The sequence below is a fragment of the Spirosoma arcticum genome (assembly GCF_054779955.1).
Genome location: NZ_BAAGXG010000007.1, coordinates 246022 through 263253 on the forward strand (window position 1 = coordinate 246022; position 17232 = coordinate 263253).

At 53.7% G+C, this 17232-nt stretch carries 14 protein-coding genes; 11 read left to right on the forward strand and 3 right to left on the reverse strand.

From position 1 onward, the window contains the following. Positions 1–74 precede the first annotated feature (74 nt). A complete protein-coding gene (locus ACYVHB_RS17775; protein ID WP_461053115.1) occupies positions 75–371 on the reverse strand; it encodes an SCP2 sterol-binding domain-containing protein in 297 nt (98 codons plus the stop codon). A gap of 60 nt (positions 372–431) precedes the next feature. Between ACYVHB_RS17775 and ACYVHB_RS17780 the strand changes: the two genes are divergently transcribed. Beyond that, positions 432–956 (forward strand): hypothetical protein, encoded by a 525-nt coding sequence (locus tag ACYVHB_RS17780; RefSeq protein ID WP_461053116.1) that lies wholly within the window; start codon positions 432–434, stop codon positions 954–956. 17 nt (positions 957–973) lie between these two features. Here the strand turns inward: ACYVHB_RS17780 and ACYVHB_RS17785 are convergent, their stop codons facing one another. Continuing rightward, positions 974–1606, reverse strand: a complete 633-nt coding sequence (locus ACYVHB_RS17785; RefSeq protein ID WP_461053117.1) for an HAD family hydrolase — start codon at positions 1604–1606, stop codon at positions 974–976. 149 nt (positions 1607–1755) lie between these two features. Here ACYVHB_RS17785 and ACYVHB_RS17790 point away from each other — a divergent pair, with 149 nt between their 5' ends. From ACYVHB_RS17790 to ACYVHB_RS17800, 3 genes are read left to right on the forward strand one after another with little or no spacing between them, the layout of a single operon-like run. Beyond that, complete coding sequence (locus tag ACYVHB_RS17790; RefSeq protein ID WP_461053118.1) at positions 1756–2166, forward strand: BlaI/MecI/CopY family transcriptional regulator; 411 nt, start codon at positions 1756–1758, stop codon at positions 2164–2166. After that, positions 2163–4109 carry a TonB family protein gene (locus ACYVHB_RS17795; RefSeq protein ID WP_461053119.1) on the forward strand — a complete coding sequence of 649 codons (1947 nt, stop codon included), beginning with the start codon at positions 2163–2165 and terminating at the stop codon, positions 4107–4109. Before ACYVHB_RS17790 ends, ACYVHB_RS17795 begins: the two co-directional genes overlap by 4 nt. Continuing rightward, the gene (locus ACYVHB_RS17800) at positions 4106–5503 is read left to right on the forward strand and encodes a M56 family metallopeptidase (RefSeq protein WP_461053120.1); all 1398 of its coding nucleotides are present in this window, start codon (positions 4106–4108) and stop codon (positions 5501–5503) included. Before ACYVHB_RS17795 ends, ACYVHB_RS17800 begins: the two co-directional genes overlap by 4 nt. A 40-nt stretch (positions 5504–5543) precedes the next feature. Here ACYVHB_RS17800 and ACYVHB_RS17805 read toward each other — a convergent pair whose 3' ends face one another. Continuing rightward, entirely contained in the window at positions 5544–6113 is a 570-nt protein-coding gene (locus tag ACYVHB_RS17805; protein ID WP_461053121.1) for a hypothetical protein, read from the reverse strand. A 239-nt stretch (positions 6114–6352) separates the two neighbouring features. Between ACYVHB_RS17805 and lpdA the strand changes: the two genes are divergently transcribed. The 7 genes from lpdA to ACYVHB_RS17840 all read left to right on the forward strand — a co-directional run bounded on the left by lpdA (position 6353) and on the right by ACYVHB_RS17840 (position 17232). Further along, positions 6353–7753 (forward strand): dihydrolipoyl dehydrogenase, encoded by a 1401-nt coding sequence (gene lpdA / locus ACYVHB_RS17810; protein ID WP_461053122.1) that lies wholly within the window; start codon positions 6353–6355, stop codon positions 7751–7753. Positions 7754–7845: 92 nt separating this feature from the next. Next, positions 7846–9210, forward strand: a complete 1365-nt coding sequence (locus ACYVHB_RS17815) for a M28 family peptidase (protein ID WP_461053123.1) — start codon at positions 7846–7848, stop codon at positions 9208–9210. Between the two features lie 145 nt (positions 9211–9355). Continuing rightward, positions 9356–9904 carry a gluconate 2-dehydrogenase subunit 3 family protein gene (locus tag ACYVHB_RS17820; RefSeq protein ID WP_461053124.1) on the forward strand — a complete coding sequence of 183 codons (549 nt, stop codon included), beginning with the start codon at positions 9356–9358 and terminating at the stop codon, positions 9902–9904. Between the two features lie 27 nt (positions 9905–9931). Beyond that, positions 9932–11668, forward strand: a complete 1737-nt coding sequence (locus tag ACYVHB_RS17825; RefSeq protein WP_461053125.1) for a GMC oxidoreductase — start codon at positions 9932–9934, stop codon at positions 11666–11668. Positions 11669–11690: 22 nt separating this feature from the next. Further along, positions 11691–12191, forward strand: coding sequence for a sugar phosphate isomerase/epimerase family protein (locus ACYVHB_RS17830; RefSeq protein ID WP_461053126.1), 501 nt, complete (start codon positions 11691–11693; stop codon positions 12189–12191). Between the two features lie 290 nt (positions 12192–12481). Then, positions 12482–15682, forward strand: a complete 3201-nt coding sequence (locus tag ACYVHB_RS17835) for a SusC/RagA family TonB-linked outer membrane protein (protein ID WP_461053127.1) — start codon at positions 12482–12484, stop codon at positions 15680–15682. A 110-nt stretch (positions 15683–15792) separates the two neighbouring features. Then, positions 15793–17232, forward strand: a complete 1440-nt coding sequence (locus ACYVHB_RS17840) for a SusD/RagB family nutrient-binding outer membrane lipoprotein (RefSeq protein WP_461053128.1) — start codon at positions 15793–15795, stop codon at positions 17230–17232.

Genomic DNA, 17232 nt, shown 5'->3' on the forward strand with positions numbered 1-17232 from the left:
AGAGCGAATTGCGAAAGAGTGAATATACGGAATTAACCATTCACTCTTTCGCAATTCGCTCTTCACTCATTCACTTAAGCCATCACTTTACCCATTTTCATGGCAATGCCCATATCACCTTTCACTTTGAGTTTGCCCGACATAAACGCCATCATCGGGTTGAGGTCACCGGTGCCCATCCGGACGAGATCGTCCATGTTGACGTGCAGGTCGCAATCGGCGGGTTTATCGTCGTTGGACACCACGGCGGGCGACTGCTTAGCGTCGATGTACACAACACCCTGATCGGTCACGATTTTGGCCGTAGCGTCGAGGCTGTCGGCGTGGGTAGCTTTGGTCCGAATCTGGTCGGTCAGTTCCTGAAGCGTCATATAAAGTAGATTTCGTTGTGAAAGGAGAAACTCTGTTGCCCGAATAAGGTTTTTATGGATATGGAACCAAATCCCGATGCGCTTGATGACAACCAACCGACTACGCCCCGTAATGACCGGTCCGGCGTACCGGTCCGTTCGCAGTTTCTGACCCTGCTCTGTGTGCTGACCTTCATCGGTTGCGCTCTGAGTCTGTTCGACGCCCTCATGACGCTGGTGCAAACCGATGCCGCATCCAACACGCCCCGCATTGAGCGAACGTACACGCCCGAACAGCAGAAACAGATTCCGAAACAATATTTTGAAGACCGGTCGGCGGGCGACGAGAGTGCCCCCACCGACCCCGACCGCATTCGATTGCTGGCTATTGCGCAGTTTCCGTACGCGCTGCTCACACTCGCGGGTGCCCTGCTGATGTTCCGGTTGCGCCGGGTGGGTTTCTGGATTTACGTCGCCGGAGTAGCCATCGGGTTAGTGTTGCCCGTGGTGTTGGTTGGCTTTGGGGCACTCAACACGTCGTTCGGCGTATTTTTCAGTATGCTCTTCGCAGGCCTGTACTGGCTGAATTTAAGGGATATGTGGTAGTGGTTAGGTTTAGTTTCTTACCCCGCCCCAACTACATCCAGCCCCAGCGCTTTGAATGCCGCTACGGTCGTCTCGTAAGTCGTGTGGTGCAGGCAGTGCATCCCCAGCGTTCGGGCCACCTGCACGAACATTGCCCGGTCATCGACGTACACGACCTGCTCCGGCTCGACCTGCGCCACGTCCAGCGCCAATCGAAAAATATCAACGTCTGGTTTGCGCAGGTGTACGTAGCAGGACGACACGAACGCGTCGATGAACGAATCAAGCCCAAACTGCCGGATCCGGTACGCGTTGATCTCCCGCGCTTCGTTGTTGACGGCCACTAATTTCAGCCCGTACGTTTGCTTCAACTGGCTCACCAGCGCAATCATGTCGGGGTATGGCTGCGACTGCTCCATAATGAACCGCGTAAATTCCAGCGGTGAAAACGACCGTTTCTCGTAGAAAACAATCCGCTTCAGGTAGTCGTCCAAACTCAGCTTGCCGGACTCGTAGGTATCAAACGTGAGGTGATGGCGCTCGTTGAGTTGCTCATAATCGAGATTGAACAGCTCGGCCGCCCGTCGCCGGGCCTGCCGGTCCCAGCCGTTGGTGAGCAACACTCCACCGATGTCCAGGAAAAGTGCTTTAATCGGTTGTGTGGGCGTCATAGCTGCGTTTGTTGGGTGAAGAAGCGAAGTAACGCAGGTTCCGTTTACAGACCACATTATTTTTTTCAATAATTTAACTAATTTATTAGTTGCAAAACTAAACTATTAGTCATACCTTTCGTTTATCAAACTCAATCACCACCGAAACCATGCCCATTCGTGAACTGACTAAAGCTGAAGAAGAGATTATGCGGGTGCTCTGGCAACTAAAAAAAGGCTTTGTCAAAGATGTACTTGCCGAACTGCCCGGTTCGGATCGGGGTGACGCCGAAGCTGAACTGGACGCACCGGCCAAACCTGCTTACAACACCGTCTCGACCATTATCCGCATTCTGGAAAAGAAAGGTTTGGTCGGCTACACGGCGTATGGAAAAACGCACGAATACTACCCGTTGATCACGGAGGAAGAGTACCGCCGTTTCCAGACCGAGCAACTGATGAGCAACTACTTTGATAATTCGCTCAAGAAGTTGGTGTCGTTTTTCGTCAACGAAAAGAACATCAGTCTGTCGGAAGCCGACGAAATCATTAACCTGCTTAACAAAAAGAAAGACCAATGAGCGCCCTCGACTATTTCCTGAAAGCCAACCTCTACGGTCTGCTGTTCGCGGGCTGCTACTGGCTGTTTCTGCGCCGACACACGTTTCTGACCGTAAATCGGGTCTATTTACTGCTCTCGGCGGTGCTGTCGCTGGCCTTGCCGCTGGTGAGTTTACCTGCGCAAACAGCCGAAACGTTCGCCGTTCCGGTGGGTGTGATTGCGCTGCCCGTTTCTGTTATCGCCACCGCACCAGTTGAACCGACCAGACCCGACTGGATGCTGCTTGGCATCTGTGCCTACGGGCTGATTGCGCTCGGTTTACTCCTACGGCTGGCAATCCAGTCGGGCAGGGTACTCCGGTTGATCCAGCAATCAAACCGGCAACCGCGCGATGGCTACATACTGGTACTGCCACGCAACCAAACGACGCCGACGTTCTCATTTTTCCGGTACGTCGTGCTGAACCCAGCCGACGTAGGTAACGAGTTGATTCTACAACACGAGCTGGTTCACGTCCGTCAACATCACAGCGCCGACGTGTTAGGACTCGCTACCTTACGGGCGTTATTCTGGCCGATTATTACGCTGGCCTTCGTGGAGCGGGCGTTGCGGCACGTACATGAGTTCCTAGCCGATAACCAGGCCAGCAGTCAGCCGGACTACGCTCATTTTTTGGTGGACTACACCTTCGGCGTCCGACCCGACGTATTGACGAATGGTTTCTTTAACTCCTCGTTACTCAAACAGCGAATTCTGATGCTGCATCAGCGGGCCACCAACCGCTGGGCATTGGGCAAGTACGCGCTGGTGTTGCCGCTGGCCTTCAGCCTACTGGCCATGACCACGGCACGGGAAGAGATCGCGGCTGTCGTGACGCAGGCGAGGGATGAAACAATTACCGTATCGGGAAAAGTTGTGAATGTTGCCGGTGAGCCATTACCCGGAACATCGGTTATGGACGGAAAACGCCTAATTCAAACCGACTCGAAAGGACACTTTCAACTTGGCAACTTACAAAGCCCGGCAACATTGATGTTCAGTCGATTAGGATTTGAATCAATCACCCGTAAAATAACGAGCAGCACGGTTTTAACGATTACGCTCCGGCTATCTCAGGACACCTTGCCTGCAATGGGGGCAACGGCTGATTATAAGTCGGTTAAGCCCAATCCAAAAATGCCTACGTCAATTGGACAAGACCCCCAAACGATTAACGGACAAGTGTTTACTGTGGTAGAACAGCAGCCAACATTTCCGGGGGGTATTCCGGGACTCATGCAGTACGTAGCCAAAAACCTGCGCTATCCAGCCGAAGCTCGACAAGCACGGGTGCAGGGCCGGGTGTTTGTGCAGTTCGTCGTAACCAGGACGGGGCAAATCCAGGATCTGCGGGTACTGAAAGGTATTGGTAGGGGCTGCGACGAAGAAGCCGTGCGAGTAGTTAGTCAAATGCCAAAATGGAAGCCCGGCATACAGAACGGAAAGCCGATAGCGGTGCAGTATAATTTACCAATTCAGTTTGCAATAGATAAGGGAGAAGATAAACGCACAGGGCAAGTTACACCACCTTCATCCAAAACGTTCAATGCTATCGTTGATAACCATCCGAACGCTCGTTTCGCGCTCTACAACGACGTAAATCCAAAGGCTTATTCGACTGCTGATTCAATGATGCGAGGTACACGTTCTCGACAAACTGCCGACGCTCGAACAGCCTATTTTTCGGGTGATTCAATCTATAAGAAAGGCAATTCTTATCACATTCGCGGTTCTGGTCCGCTTGGGCCATTGAGCGAAGAGCGATTGTACATCATTGATGGCAAGGAGGGAACAAGTGATAGTCTAAAGAATTTGGATCCGAAAACCATCCGGAGTATTAACGTTCTCAGTGATACTCCCGCAAGAGCTTACGGCAAAAAAGGCGAAAACGGCGTCGTCATCATAACCACGAAGAAGCCATGAACACCCTCCCTTACTTTCTCAACGCCAGCCTGTACCTACTGCTATTTTACGGCTGCTATTGGCTGCTCCTGCGCCGAAATACGTTCTTCGGTCTGAATCGAATGTATTTGCTGTTGTCGGTTGGGCTTTCGGTTATGTTGCCACTGGTAAGCCTGCCGAATGAGTGGTCAATGTCCTCACAGACCACGGGGGGTACAGTCACGCTGCCAACGTTCGTGGTTGGTGCGAACACAGCCGCACAAACAAACGGCTTGACGACAGATCAGTGGTTTTGGCTGATTTACGGTCTTGGCGTCGCGGTAATGCTCGTGCGCCTGAGCCTGAACGGGCGGGCGGTATTTCGGCTCATTAGAAGTGGTTCAGTCGAGCGCGGCCGGGAATACACGCTCGTACGTCTTTCCAACGATTGCGTACCGTCGTTCTCGTTTGGGCGGTATCTGGTACTCAACCAGACCGACGCCCAGACCGAACCCGACGCGCTGCTTCGTCACGAGGAAGCGCATATTCACCAGCGTCACACTGCCGATATTCTGTTTATCGAGATCGTGCGGGCTGCTTTCTGGTTCAATCCGATGCTGCTGCTGTACAAACGCAGTTTACAGGAAGTCCACGAGTTTCTGGCCGACGAAGCCGTAGCCCAAACCGCGCCCCGCCCCGACTACGCCCAGCAGTTGGTTGCCTACGCGCTCAATGTGCCGTCGGCCGTGCTCACAACGCCTTTTGTTTCCGTGTCAACCCTAAAACAACGAATCGTTATGTTACAAAAACCACAAACCCATCGCCGGGCGCTGCTCAGTTACGCCCTCGTCCTGCCCCTCGCCGGACTGCTCACGCTCTGTACCCAGCCCGACCGTGATCAGCCCCAAAGTGAAGCCGGTCTTGCCAAAGCACGAACTGCCGTTAAGCCCGTCAAAGTAGAAGGTAAGATTTTCGACGCTGTGGAAGAATCTCCAACCTTTCCGGGCGGCATGAAGAAATTGGGCGAGTTTCTCGGTCAGAATCTGAAGTACCCCATTGCTGCTGAGAAGGCAAAAGCTGAAGGCCCCGTCTTCGTAAACTTTGTTTTAACTAAAGAAGGGGACATCACCGACGTGAAAATTTTAAAAGGTATCGGCTTTGGAGCCGACGAAGAAGCCGTTCGGGTGATGAACCAGATGCCCCGCTGGAATCCCGCAAAACACGGCGGCAAAGAGGTAAATGTGCGGTATAATTTGCCGATTCGATTTCAGTTAGAGAATGAAGACGGTGATAAAACAGCGTTTGGGGGCGCAAAGCATTTTACCATCGACGGCAAGAAAGCCACCGAAGAGCAAGTGAGTGCTCTTTCTCCCAATAGTATTGGCCACGTTGACATCAACCATCCGCAGGGAATGATGGCGATTACAACGAAGTAGGTTACGTTAGGAATTACGTCAACTTTGGCAAAGTTTCAACTCACTTCACCCTTCCCTCCACCGCAAAGGCATTCTTATCAAAATACGGCAGTTTCTGAAAACCCGACAGTTTGTAGTGCCGCACCTGCCAGCCGTTAGGTCCCGCCGAACCACTTTCCATTGATAGATGCCGCTCTGAAGAATACAACGCGTTGGCCGTTTGCAGCACAGCCTCGATCCGGCGCGGCTGACGCGTCGCTGAGTCTAATTGCACCCGTAGCGACCGTACCGTTAGTTTCTCTTCCGATTTTTTCAGCGTATATTGATACGTCAGCGAGTCAGGTCGGGTGATCCGGTAGCTCGTTCGGAGGGCCGGTTTGTTAATGTCAGCCTGGCTGAAGAGTTCCAGTTCGCGGCTCCAGTTCACGTCGCGGATGTCCTGCCGACTCGTCTTTTCATTGATCAATACCGTTTTGCTGACCAGTGGTTTGCGGGCTGAAAGGTCGGCAATCTGGCGTTTCACGTAGCCCGCCACGTCATAATACACGTTGGGCTGATTTGGCGGGGCGGAGTTCTGGCAACTGCTGACAATCAGCGCAATTAAAAGACAACCTAAATAAGCAACACGCATACACTGAAACGAATTGGTCCCCAATAAACAGAGCCATACGGAACCACCAACACGATTTTTCGGAAATCGGTTTGGGCAATCGAATTCTGAACCAAATTTGCAGTTACAATGCTTTTTAACTGAACGGTTGGTTTGTAGTTTGAGCGTTCGTGGTTGGCTGGCGTGTTATTGATTGCTTACCGCATCGGCGTCAGCCAACCACGAACGCTCAAACCACAAACCCCTACAAAACTGCAAACATGGAATACGACGTTATTATTATTGGTTCAGGACCGGGCGGCTATACGGGTGCGATTCGGTGCGCTCAACTCGGATTGAAAACGGCCATTATCGAGAAATACCCGACGCTGGGCGGTACGTGCCTGAACGTCGGCTGCATTCCGTCGAAAGCACTGCTCGACTCGTCGGAGCATTTTTACAACGCGGCCCATACCTTCGCCGAGCATGGCATTAAGCTGGCCGATTTGCAGGTCGACATGCCGCAGATGATTCACCGGAAGCAGGAGGTTGTCGATCAAACGACGAAGGGCGTGGCGTTCCTGATGAAGAAAAACAAGATTGACACGTTCTACGGGCTTGGCTCGTTTGTGGATGCGAATACGATCAAAATCGCCAAAGCTGATGGCAGTGAGGAGACCATTAAAGGCAAAAACATCGTGATCGCAACCGGCTCAAAACCGATGTCGTTCCCGTCGATGCCGCTCGACAAAAAGCGCGTCCTCACCTCCACCGAGGCTTTAACACTGGAGCAGGTGCCGAAGCACATGATCGTCATTGGCGCGGGCGTCATCGGGGCGGAACTCGGCTCCGTGTTTGCGCGGCTCGGTGGTAAAGTATCATTTATCGAGTTTGCCGATTCGATGATTCCAACGATGGACAAAACGATGGGCAAGGAACTTCAGAAAGCTATTAAAAAACTCGGCGCGGATTTCTATTTCAACCACAAAGTCACAAAGGTCGAAAACAAGGGCGAGGAGGTTGAAGTAAGCATCGACACGCCCGACGGGAAACAGATCACTCTAAATGGCGACTATTGCCTGGTCTCAGTTGGTCGCAAGCCGTATACCGACGGTCTGAACCTCGAAGCGGCCGGTTTGCAGGCCGATCCCAAAGGAAAGATCGAAGTCGACAGCAACCTGCGCACGAGCGTACCGCACATCTACGCTCTCGGCGACGTAATTCGCGGGGCTATGCTGGCGCATAAAGCCGAGGAAGAAGGTACGTTCATCGCCGAAACCATTGCCGGTCAGAAGCCGCACATTCATTACCGCCTGATTCCGAACGTGGTCTACACCTGGCCCGAAGTAGCGGCCGTTGGCTACACCGAAGAAGAAGTAAAAGCGGAAGGCATTCCGTACAAAACCGGCTCATTTCCGTTCAAAGCGCTGGGCCGGGCGCGGGCGAGTATGGACATCGATGGACTGGCTAAAGTGCTGGCCCACAAGGATACCGACGAGATTTTGGGTGTTCACATCATCGGCCCCCGCGCGGCCGACATGATTGCCGAAGCCGTGGTAGCAATGGAATTCCGGGCGTCGGCTGAAGACATCAGCCGCATGTCGCACGCTCACCCGACGTATACCGAAGCGTTCAAAGAAGCCTGTCTGGCCGCAACGGACAACCGGGCCATTAATATGTAGTTTTTTTAGAATGATGATGTATAGAAACGCCCGGTTGCTGCGAAGTAGCCGGGCGTTTCTATATCTTGCCACCAAACGAATACAACCTGACCATGAAAACAACACTTACTCTCCTGCTGGGGCTGCTTATCGGCGTTACCCACGCCCAAAACGCCGACTCCGTCGCGATTCGCAACATCTACAACGAAGCGCTCGGCAATGGTAAATCCTACGAATGGCTGCGTTACCTGACCAAGCAAGTTGGCCCCCGGCTTAGCGGGTCGGAGGGCGCACAAAAAGCCGTTGACTGGGCGAAAAAGGTGATGGAACAGCAGGGATTCGACCGGGTGTTTTTGCAGGAGGTGATGGTGCCGCATTGGGTGCGGGGAGAGAAAGAAGAAGCTTATTTTCGCACCAACAAGCAGAAGCAGACGGTACCGATTGCCGCGCTGGGAGGTTCAGTAGCGACGGGACCGAAGGGCGTTGAAGCAGGCCTGATTGAAGTAAAAAGTTTCCCTGAACTACGGGCACTGGGAGCAGACAAAGTGAGGGGCAAAATCGTGTTTTTCAACCGGCCAATGGACCCAACCAAGATTAACACGTTCGAGGCCTACGGCGGGGCCGTCGATCAGCGGGCCAACGGTGCCACGGAGGCCGCCAAATTAGGCGCGGTTGGTGCCATTGTGCGCTCCATGACGAACGTACACGACGACAATCCGCACACGGGCGGAATGCGATACGGCACCGGCGTGGCGCTAATTCCAACGGCCGCCATCAGCACCAACGGAGCCGATCTGCTCAGCAAAGCATTAAGAGACAATTCGAACCTGACCTTCTATTTTAAGCAAAACTGCGAAACGCTACCCGATGCTAAATCATACAACGTGATTGGGGAGATCAAAGGCAGCGAGAAACCCGACGAGATCATTGTTGTGGGTGGCCACCTCGATTCGTGGGACCTGGCCGAAGGTGCTCATGACGACGGCGCGGGCTGCGTTCAGTCTATCGAAGTGCTGCGAATTATGAAGTCGCTGGGCATCAAACCGAAGCGCACGATTCGGGCCGTGATGTTCATGAACGAGGAAAACGGTCTGCGTGGGGGTGTTCAATACGCTGACGTAGCTAAGAAGAGCAACGAGAAGCACATTGCGGCCGTTGAGTCGGACAATGGCGGGTTCACGCCCCGTGGCTTCGGCATCGTGGGGACGCCCGAACAGCGGGCTAAAGTCATGCCTTATAAGTCACTGCTGGCACCGTATGGCCTGACCGAAATCGGGCCGGGCAGCGGTGGGGCTGATATTGGGCCGCTGGCGCAGTCGGGCACGGTGCTGTTTGGTTTCAAGCCCGATTCGCAGCGGTATTTCGATTACCACCACACGCCAGTCGACAATTTTGAGTCGGTCAGTCAGCGTGAGCTTGAACTCGGCGCGGCTTCGATGGCCGCCTTAGTGTATTTACTCGATCAGTACGGATTGTGACGGAAGTACATAATTAGTCATAGAAAAGGGTAACTCGATTTGGCGTTTATCTACATAAACTAATGAGTTAAACAGGTAGTAGTCAGGGTAGAATCGCTTTATTATTAAGCGAACAGAGCCAACTACAAATTAGAATATCAGGGTGATGAAGAGACGCGTTGTACTCAAAAACATGGCGATGGCTGCCGGGGGGCTCTTTACATTGCCAGCCTGGGCAAACGGATGGACGACGGCGTCGGCGCAGGTGCTGTACCCTTTCTTGTCACGTCAGCAGGGAGATTTACTGGCCGACATTGCCGAAACGTTGATCCCGGAGTCCGACACACCCGGCGCAAAAACGCTGAGCGTTCATAAGTTTATCCAGAAAATGGTGGAAGACTGCTACGAAAAAGACGTGCAGGATAATCTGAAAACTGGTTTGGAAACGGTAGAAAAGCTGAGCACCGAGACCTTTGGCAAGCCTTTCGCCGACGGCACGGCAGCGCAGCGGCAGGAGACACTCCGAAAACTGGAAATATCCACCGACCCGGCCATTACCAAGGGCTTTCAGTTAGTGAAAAATCTCACTATCCAAGGCTACACAACCTCTGAATACGTGATGACTAAGCACCTGCACTACGTGATGGCTCCCGGCCATTTCTATGGTTGTGTGCCCGCTCCGGTTAAAACGGCATCCGTCGAATTGAAACCTTAATTCCGTTCATACCAATCGGCAACTAACATGGCAAATCTTGCAATAGATGCGGTTAAGGCAATGACCGTAACGACCGGTACGCCGGAGCGGGACCGCTTCGACGCCATCGTAATTGGCTCAGGGATCAGTGGCGGATGGGCCGCTAAAGAACTGACCGGAAAAGGGCTGAAAACGCTGGTCTTGGAGCGTGGCCGCGACGTGAAGCACGGGGAAGACTACCCTACCGCCAACCTGAACCCTTGGGAGGTTGAACATCGCGGACAGGTGCCTCTAAGTGTGCGAGCGGAGTATGGCAAAAGTCGCTCCTTCATGCGCGAGGAAACGCTCCATTGGGCCATCAAACCCGATGAGCAACCGTTCGTTGAAGAGAAACCCTTTACCTGGACGCGCGGCTATCACGTTGGCGGAAAATCACTGCTGTGGGCGCGGCAGACGCAACGGCTGAGCGACTTCGATTTTGAAGGTCCACTGCGCGATGGTTTCGCCGTCGACTGGCCCATTCGCTACAAAGACATTGCGCCCTGGTACAGCCACGTCGAGAAATTCGCGGGTATTTCGGGCAATAAAGATGGGTTGCCCCATCTGCCCGACGGGGAGTTTCTGCCGCCCATCGAGTTGAACTGCGTAGAGTCTCATTTCCAGACGGTTCTCAGCAAGAACTACCAGGACCGTCAGCTTATTCAGGGACGGTGCGCCCACATTACCAAGCCTGAACCAATCCATTACGAGCAGGGCCGGGCACAATGTATGCACCGCACACTTTGCGTACGAGGTTGTCCATTAGGCGGTTATTTCAGCAGCAACGCATCGACGCTGCCGTGGGCGGCCAAAACGGGGAACATGACGCTACGCCCGTTTTCGGTGGTGCATTCAATTATTTACGACGATGCGAAAGGGAAAGCGACCGGCGTTCGGGTCGTGGATGCCAACACGAAGCAGGTACTGGAGTTTTACGCCAAAATCATTTTCGTGAACGGCTCCGCTCTGAACAGCAACCTGATTTTACTGAACTCGATCTCCAGCCGTTTCCCGAACGGCCTTGGCAACGACAGCGGGCTGCTCGGCAAATACGTCGCCTGGCACAACTACCGGGGTAAGGTATCGGCGCAGTACGAAGGTTTTCTGGACAAAACGACCGACGGCCGGAACCCCAGCAACGGCTACCTGCCCCGGTTCAGGAATTTGCATAAGCAGGAGACCGACTTTTTAAGAGGTTACGCGGCTGGCGTTGGCGGGGGCCGGGGCACCGTTCAAAACCGCGAGGGCATGGGTCTTGAACTCAAGGAGCGGCTGTTGAACCCGGAGTTAGGCCCTTGGAACGTCAGCTCGTGGATGATGGGCGAAACGATTCCCATTGAACGCAACCACGTGCGTCTCGATCTCAACCTGAAAGATCAGTATGGTATTCCGCAACTGATTACCTCGGCCGAATGGACGGAGAACGACGATAAGATGGTAAAGGATTATTTAGAACAACTGACGGAGATGTTCACCGTAGCCGGTTTCACCAACATCAAAGCGGTTGATACTCATTCCAATCCGGGGTCCGATATTCATGAAATGGGGGGCGTCAGGATGGGGAACGATCCGAAAACCTCGCTGCTCAACAAGTGGAATCAACTCCACCACTGCAAGAATGTATTCGTGACCGATGGCGCCTGCATGACATCCACAGCCACGCAAAACCCCTCGCTGACGTACATGGCGCTCACCGCCCGTGCCGCCGATTTCGCCGTCAATGAATTGAAGAAGAAAAACCTGTAGCCATGAAAAAATCCTCATTTCGTTGTGTCTGGCAACGACCCTAGCCCTCAACGTAACCGACAGTGTTGCCCAGAAAGGAAAATCGCTGTACACCTTTCCGCTTGGTGTTCAGGCCTACACCTACCGAAATAGCTTCCCAAAAAGTGTTGTTGCCACCTTAGATACTATTAAAGCGCTGGGCATTACTGAAATAGAAGCGGGCGCACCGAGGGGCATGACTCCCGAAGAATTCAGGAAACTGTGCGACGAGCGGGGCATCAAAATTCCTTCGACGGGAGCGGGCTACGAACAGATCGCGAAAGCGCCCGAAGAAGCAGTTGTCAAAGCAAAAGCGTTGGGAGCTTCGTTCGTGATGGTCTCCTGGATTCCGCACCAGAAAGGTAATTTCAACCTCGACAATGCAAAAAAAGCCGTTGAGGATTTCAACCGGGTGGGCAAAATTTTGAAAGAAAACGGCCTGACGTTCTGTTACCACAATCACGGCTACGATATGAGCAGATGCCAAAAAGCATTGCTTACCTGAAAAATCTGGCGGACTGACACCCGCTAAGTTTGGACGACGAACGGGAATTTATTTGCAATACATACAAAGGCCCAACTGCTGCAAGGTGGTTGGGCCTTTGTATATACTGACCATTTATCATAGCCTATTGAAATTGTAGAGATAAAATAGTATTAACCCAATTATATTTTGCAATTATTAATTAATCTAAAACATTAACTCTGTTTATCAATCTAACAACCTCCATTTGTTCGGTATATTTAACGACTTACTACAGTTTCTATTTATAGTTCACTACAACCGAACGACCCATGCAACATACGTTTACTCACGTCAGACACGGCTCTGCGGTGCCGCGTTACGTATTATTCATCACGCTCTGGATACTGGCCGCTTCGGTCGGGTGGGCACAGAGCGCCCGGCAGATTACCGGGAAGATTCTGTCTAAAACCGACGGGAAAGGACTTCCCGGTGCCAACATACTCATGAAAGGAACGTCCATTGGAGCCGTGACCGACGCAGAAGGCGCATTTGCGCTCAGTGCCGCTCCCAATCGCGACGGCGAACCGACTACATTGACTGTTTCGTACATCGGCTACGTAGCCCAGGAAATAGCCCTCGGCTCACAAACGCAACTAACGATTACACTCACTGAAGATGCCTCACAACTCGGTGAGGTGGTCGTGACGGCGTTGGGTATTGCGCGGGACAAAAAAGCGCTCGGCTACAACATTCAGGAACTCAAAGGAGCCGAACTGACGCAGGCCCGCCCCACGAACCTCATCAACGCGCTGTCGGGTAAGATCGCAGGGGTGCAGGTGACCAACTCTAACGGGCAACCGGGTGCATCATCGCGGATTATGATCCGGGGGGCCAACTCCATCGGCTCCAACAACCAGCCGATGTTTGTGGTCGATGGTATCCCGATTATCAACAGCAGCAACAACACCGCGCCGAGCAGTTCGGCAACGAACACCAACAACACGACGGTCGATTATGGCAACGGAGCAGCGGCCATTAACCCTGACGATATTGAGACGATTACGGTGTTGAAAGGGGCCAACGCAGCCGCGCTTTACGGATCACGGGCGGCTAATGGCGTCATTCTCATCACCACTAAGTCGGGTAAGGGGCAGAAAGGATTGGGCGTTTCGATCAATTCCAACGTCACCTTCGACCGGCCGTTTCGCCTGCCGGAGTACCAGAATGAATATGGACAAGGCTCCAAGGGATTGTTTTCGTACGTGGACGGCAAGGGTGGTGGCGTGGCCGATGGCGTCGATGAAAGCTGGGGACCACGGCTCGATGGTCGGCTGTTGCCGCAGTACAATTCGCCCATTGGGGCCGACGGCAAACGCACGGCAACGCCCTGGGTGGCCCATCCCGACAACATAAAAGACTTCCATGAAACGGGTGTCACGACGACCAACAACATCGCCATTGCGGGCGGGAGCGATAAAGCCGATTTCCGGCTGTCGTTCACGAACCTGTATCAAAAAGGCATGTACCCCAACACCAATTACCGGCGCAACACGGTGGCCTTCAACGCAGGCTATCAACTCACCAAAACCCTAACGGCGCGGGCGTCGGTCAACTACATCCGCGACGGCTCCGACAACCGCCAGAACCTGAACCTATACTGGACGTGGTTCGGGCGGCAGATTGATTTGAACGACCTCAAGCAATATGAGGAATCCGGCACCGACCCCAGTCAGTGGCCTGTGCAGCGGAACTGGAACACCAATTACTGGAACAATCCCTACTATGTGCTGAATCGGCAGACTTACGCCAACGACAAAGACCGCATCATTGGCCATGTGCAACTGATTTATAAGCCGCTGGAGTGGCTCTCGATCATGGGCCGCACCGGCACAGACTATGGCATTGACCGGCGCACAACGAAGCGAGCGCGGGGGGTTGGCCTGCCCAATGGCGAGTTTTCTGAGGACAACGTCTTCAACCGCGAGTCGAACACCGATTTTTTAGTGACCGCTGACAAAGCGTTCGGCGACTTTCGGGCAACGGTTAACGCGGGCGGCAACCGGCGGTTCGAGTACTTCCAGCGTGATCTGCTTCGCGCTCCCGAACTGCGCATCCCGAATTTGTACAACATTTCCAATGCATCAGTTACGCCTGACCTGTATAACCGTAACACGCAAAAAGTCGTGAACAGCCTGTACGGATCGGCAGGGTTCTCGTTCCGCGATTACGTATTTCTGGACCTGACGGCCCGCAACGACTGGTCGAGTACGCTGCCCGTGGGCAATCGGAGCTATTTCTACCCGTCGGTGTCGGGAAGTGCGGTGTTGACTGATATGCTTGGTTTTCAATCGAATATGCTACCGTATTTAAAGCTTCGGGCAGGCTGGGCGCAGGTGGGTAACGATACCGATCCCTACGCCATTCAGCAGGTGTACCAGTCCGAATCGCCCTGGGGAACAACGCCAACGTTCTCGGAAAACAACCTGATTTACAACAGTGCGCTGAAGCCCGAAATTACGCGTGCCGTAGAAGCGGGCGTGGAAGCGCGGCTGTTCGGTAACCGCCTGAACGTGGAAGTGACGTACTACGACAAAGCCACCTCGAACCAGATTCTGCGGGCCAATGTCCCGGTTAGTTCGGGCTACGCGACGAGCATTATCAACGCCGGAAAAATTCGCAACTCGGGTTGGGAAGTTGAACTGACGGGGTCACCGGTGAAGTCGTCGGCGAGTGGATTCCGGTGGGACGTAACGGTCAATTACGCCCGCAACCGGTCGGAAGTGGTCGATCTCGGCGGGCTGACCAACTACCAGATCAACACGGGGGCGCTGCTTCGTAATGTGATTCTGGAAGCGCGGCCGGGTTCGCCCTACGGCAATTTCTACGGCACTTACTACGCCCGCGATCCGCAGGGCAACTACCTCTTCGACAAGTCGGGGATTTCAGTGGTGTCGTCGGACCGGAAGGTGGTTGGTAACATCATGCCGAAATGGACGGGCGGTATCCAGAACGCGATTACATACAAAGCTTTCACGCTCAGCACCTTGTTCGACGTTCGGGTAGGTGGGCAACTATTTGCGCACTCGATCAACATCGGCCGCTACACAGGTGTGTTGAAAGAAACGCTGGAAGGGCGCGAAACGGGCATCGTCGGTAAGGGGACAGTGGCTACTGTGAATGCGGATGGCACGACGACCTACGCCCCGAACACAACTAACATTTCGGCGGAGACGTATTTCCACACGTTCTACAACCGCAACAACAACGAAGCTTACATGTTCGACGCCGATTTTGTGAAGTGGCGCGAGGCTCGGCTGTCGTTTGCGCTACCGGCTTCACTACTGGCCCGCACCAAAATCCGGGGCGTCGTCTTCTCGGTTGTTGGCCGGAACTTAGCGTTGCTCTACTCTAAAGTGCCGCACATCGACCCCGAAACCAGCTTCTACGGCGATGGCAACGTGCAGGGCTTTGAGAACGGCAACCTGCCCTCGGCCCGGAGTATTGGCTTCAATCTTGGCCTTAACTTTTAGTGTTTGTCATCCCGACGAAGGAGGGATCTCAACCTGACATACTTGAGATCCCTCCTTCGTCGGGATGACAAAACGCACCCGACAAAATCAGCAATCATATGAAATCGACTATGAAGAAATCACTCTTTCTATCTTTCGCTCTTTCGCTCCTCACCCTGACGGCCTGCGAAAAGGATTTCGACACAATCAACGCGAACCCCAATGACCCGGTCAGCTTACCCGCCGAACTGCTGATGCCCCACGCCATTCGCATCACGGTGAACTCGGTGGTGGGCGGTTCGCTGGGCCTCGACGTGGGACCGCTCTGGTCGCAGCACCTCGCCCGAATTCAGTACACCGAGATCGACCAGTTTAACTTCACGACCGACGTGCAGGACACACCCTGGCAGAATCTGTACATCGAAGCCAACGCCAGTTACCAGAAAATCATCGACCTCGGCAAGACGTCGGGTAACGAAAACTATCAGGCTATCGGGCTGATTATGCGCTCGTACGTGTTCTCGCAACTGACCGACGTGTACGGCGATATTCCGTACACAGAGGCTCTATTAGGCACCAAAGGCACGATTTACCCGAAATACGACGCGCAGAAGGATGTGTATACGGGGCTGGTGGCTGAACTCAAAACGGCGAGTGAGCTAATTAATACGAAAACGGTCAACGCCGATACCGACATTCTGTTCAAAGGCGATATGACGAAGTGGAAGAAATTTGCCAACTCGCTTAGCCTGCGCCTGCTGAACCGGATGCTGGGCAAAGCCGATGCGCCCACGGCCAAAGTCGAAATGGAACGCATCCTCGGCGACCCGGCTAAGTACCCCGTGCTGGCGTCAAATGCCGATAATGTGCAGTTAGCTTACTTGGCGTCGGCCCCCAACAATAACCGGGTCAATGAGAACCGTAAAACCCGCGACGATCACCGCGTATCGAAAACGCTGGTCGATAAGCTCCAGGCATTGAAAGACCCCCGACTGGTGGTGTTTGCCAAGAAAGCGGAGAGCGGTGGCGAGTACGTCGGCGTACCAAACGGGCTGGGCAACGTAGATGCGGGCAATCTGGGACTGTCGAAAACCTCTAAAATCGGTGACTATTTCACGGCCGCTACGGCTCCGGGCGTACTGATGTCATTCGCCGAACTAAACTTCATCAAAGCTGAAGCCGCGCTGAAAGGCGTTGCGGCAGCGGGCGACGCAGCCAAAGCCTACGAAGACGGTATCCGGGCCTCCATGACGCAATTTGGCGCGACACTTCCCGTCGATTATCTCACCGTCAACAAACTCAGCGCCGACGCTACGGCTGCACGGACGCAGGTGCTGGAGCAAAAATGGCTGGCCCTCTTCGGGCAGGAAGTCGAAGCGTGGACGGAGTTCCGGCGGACGGGCATTCCAGCACTGAAGGTCCCGGCACAGAACTACAACGCGGGCATGATTCCAACGCGGCTACCGTACCCGTCGTCGGAGGAGAACCTGAACGGTCCCAATTTCAAAGCGGCTCTAATCGCTATGGGCGGAGCCAACACCATGCAAACCAAGCTTTGGTGGGCGAAGTGA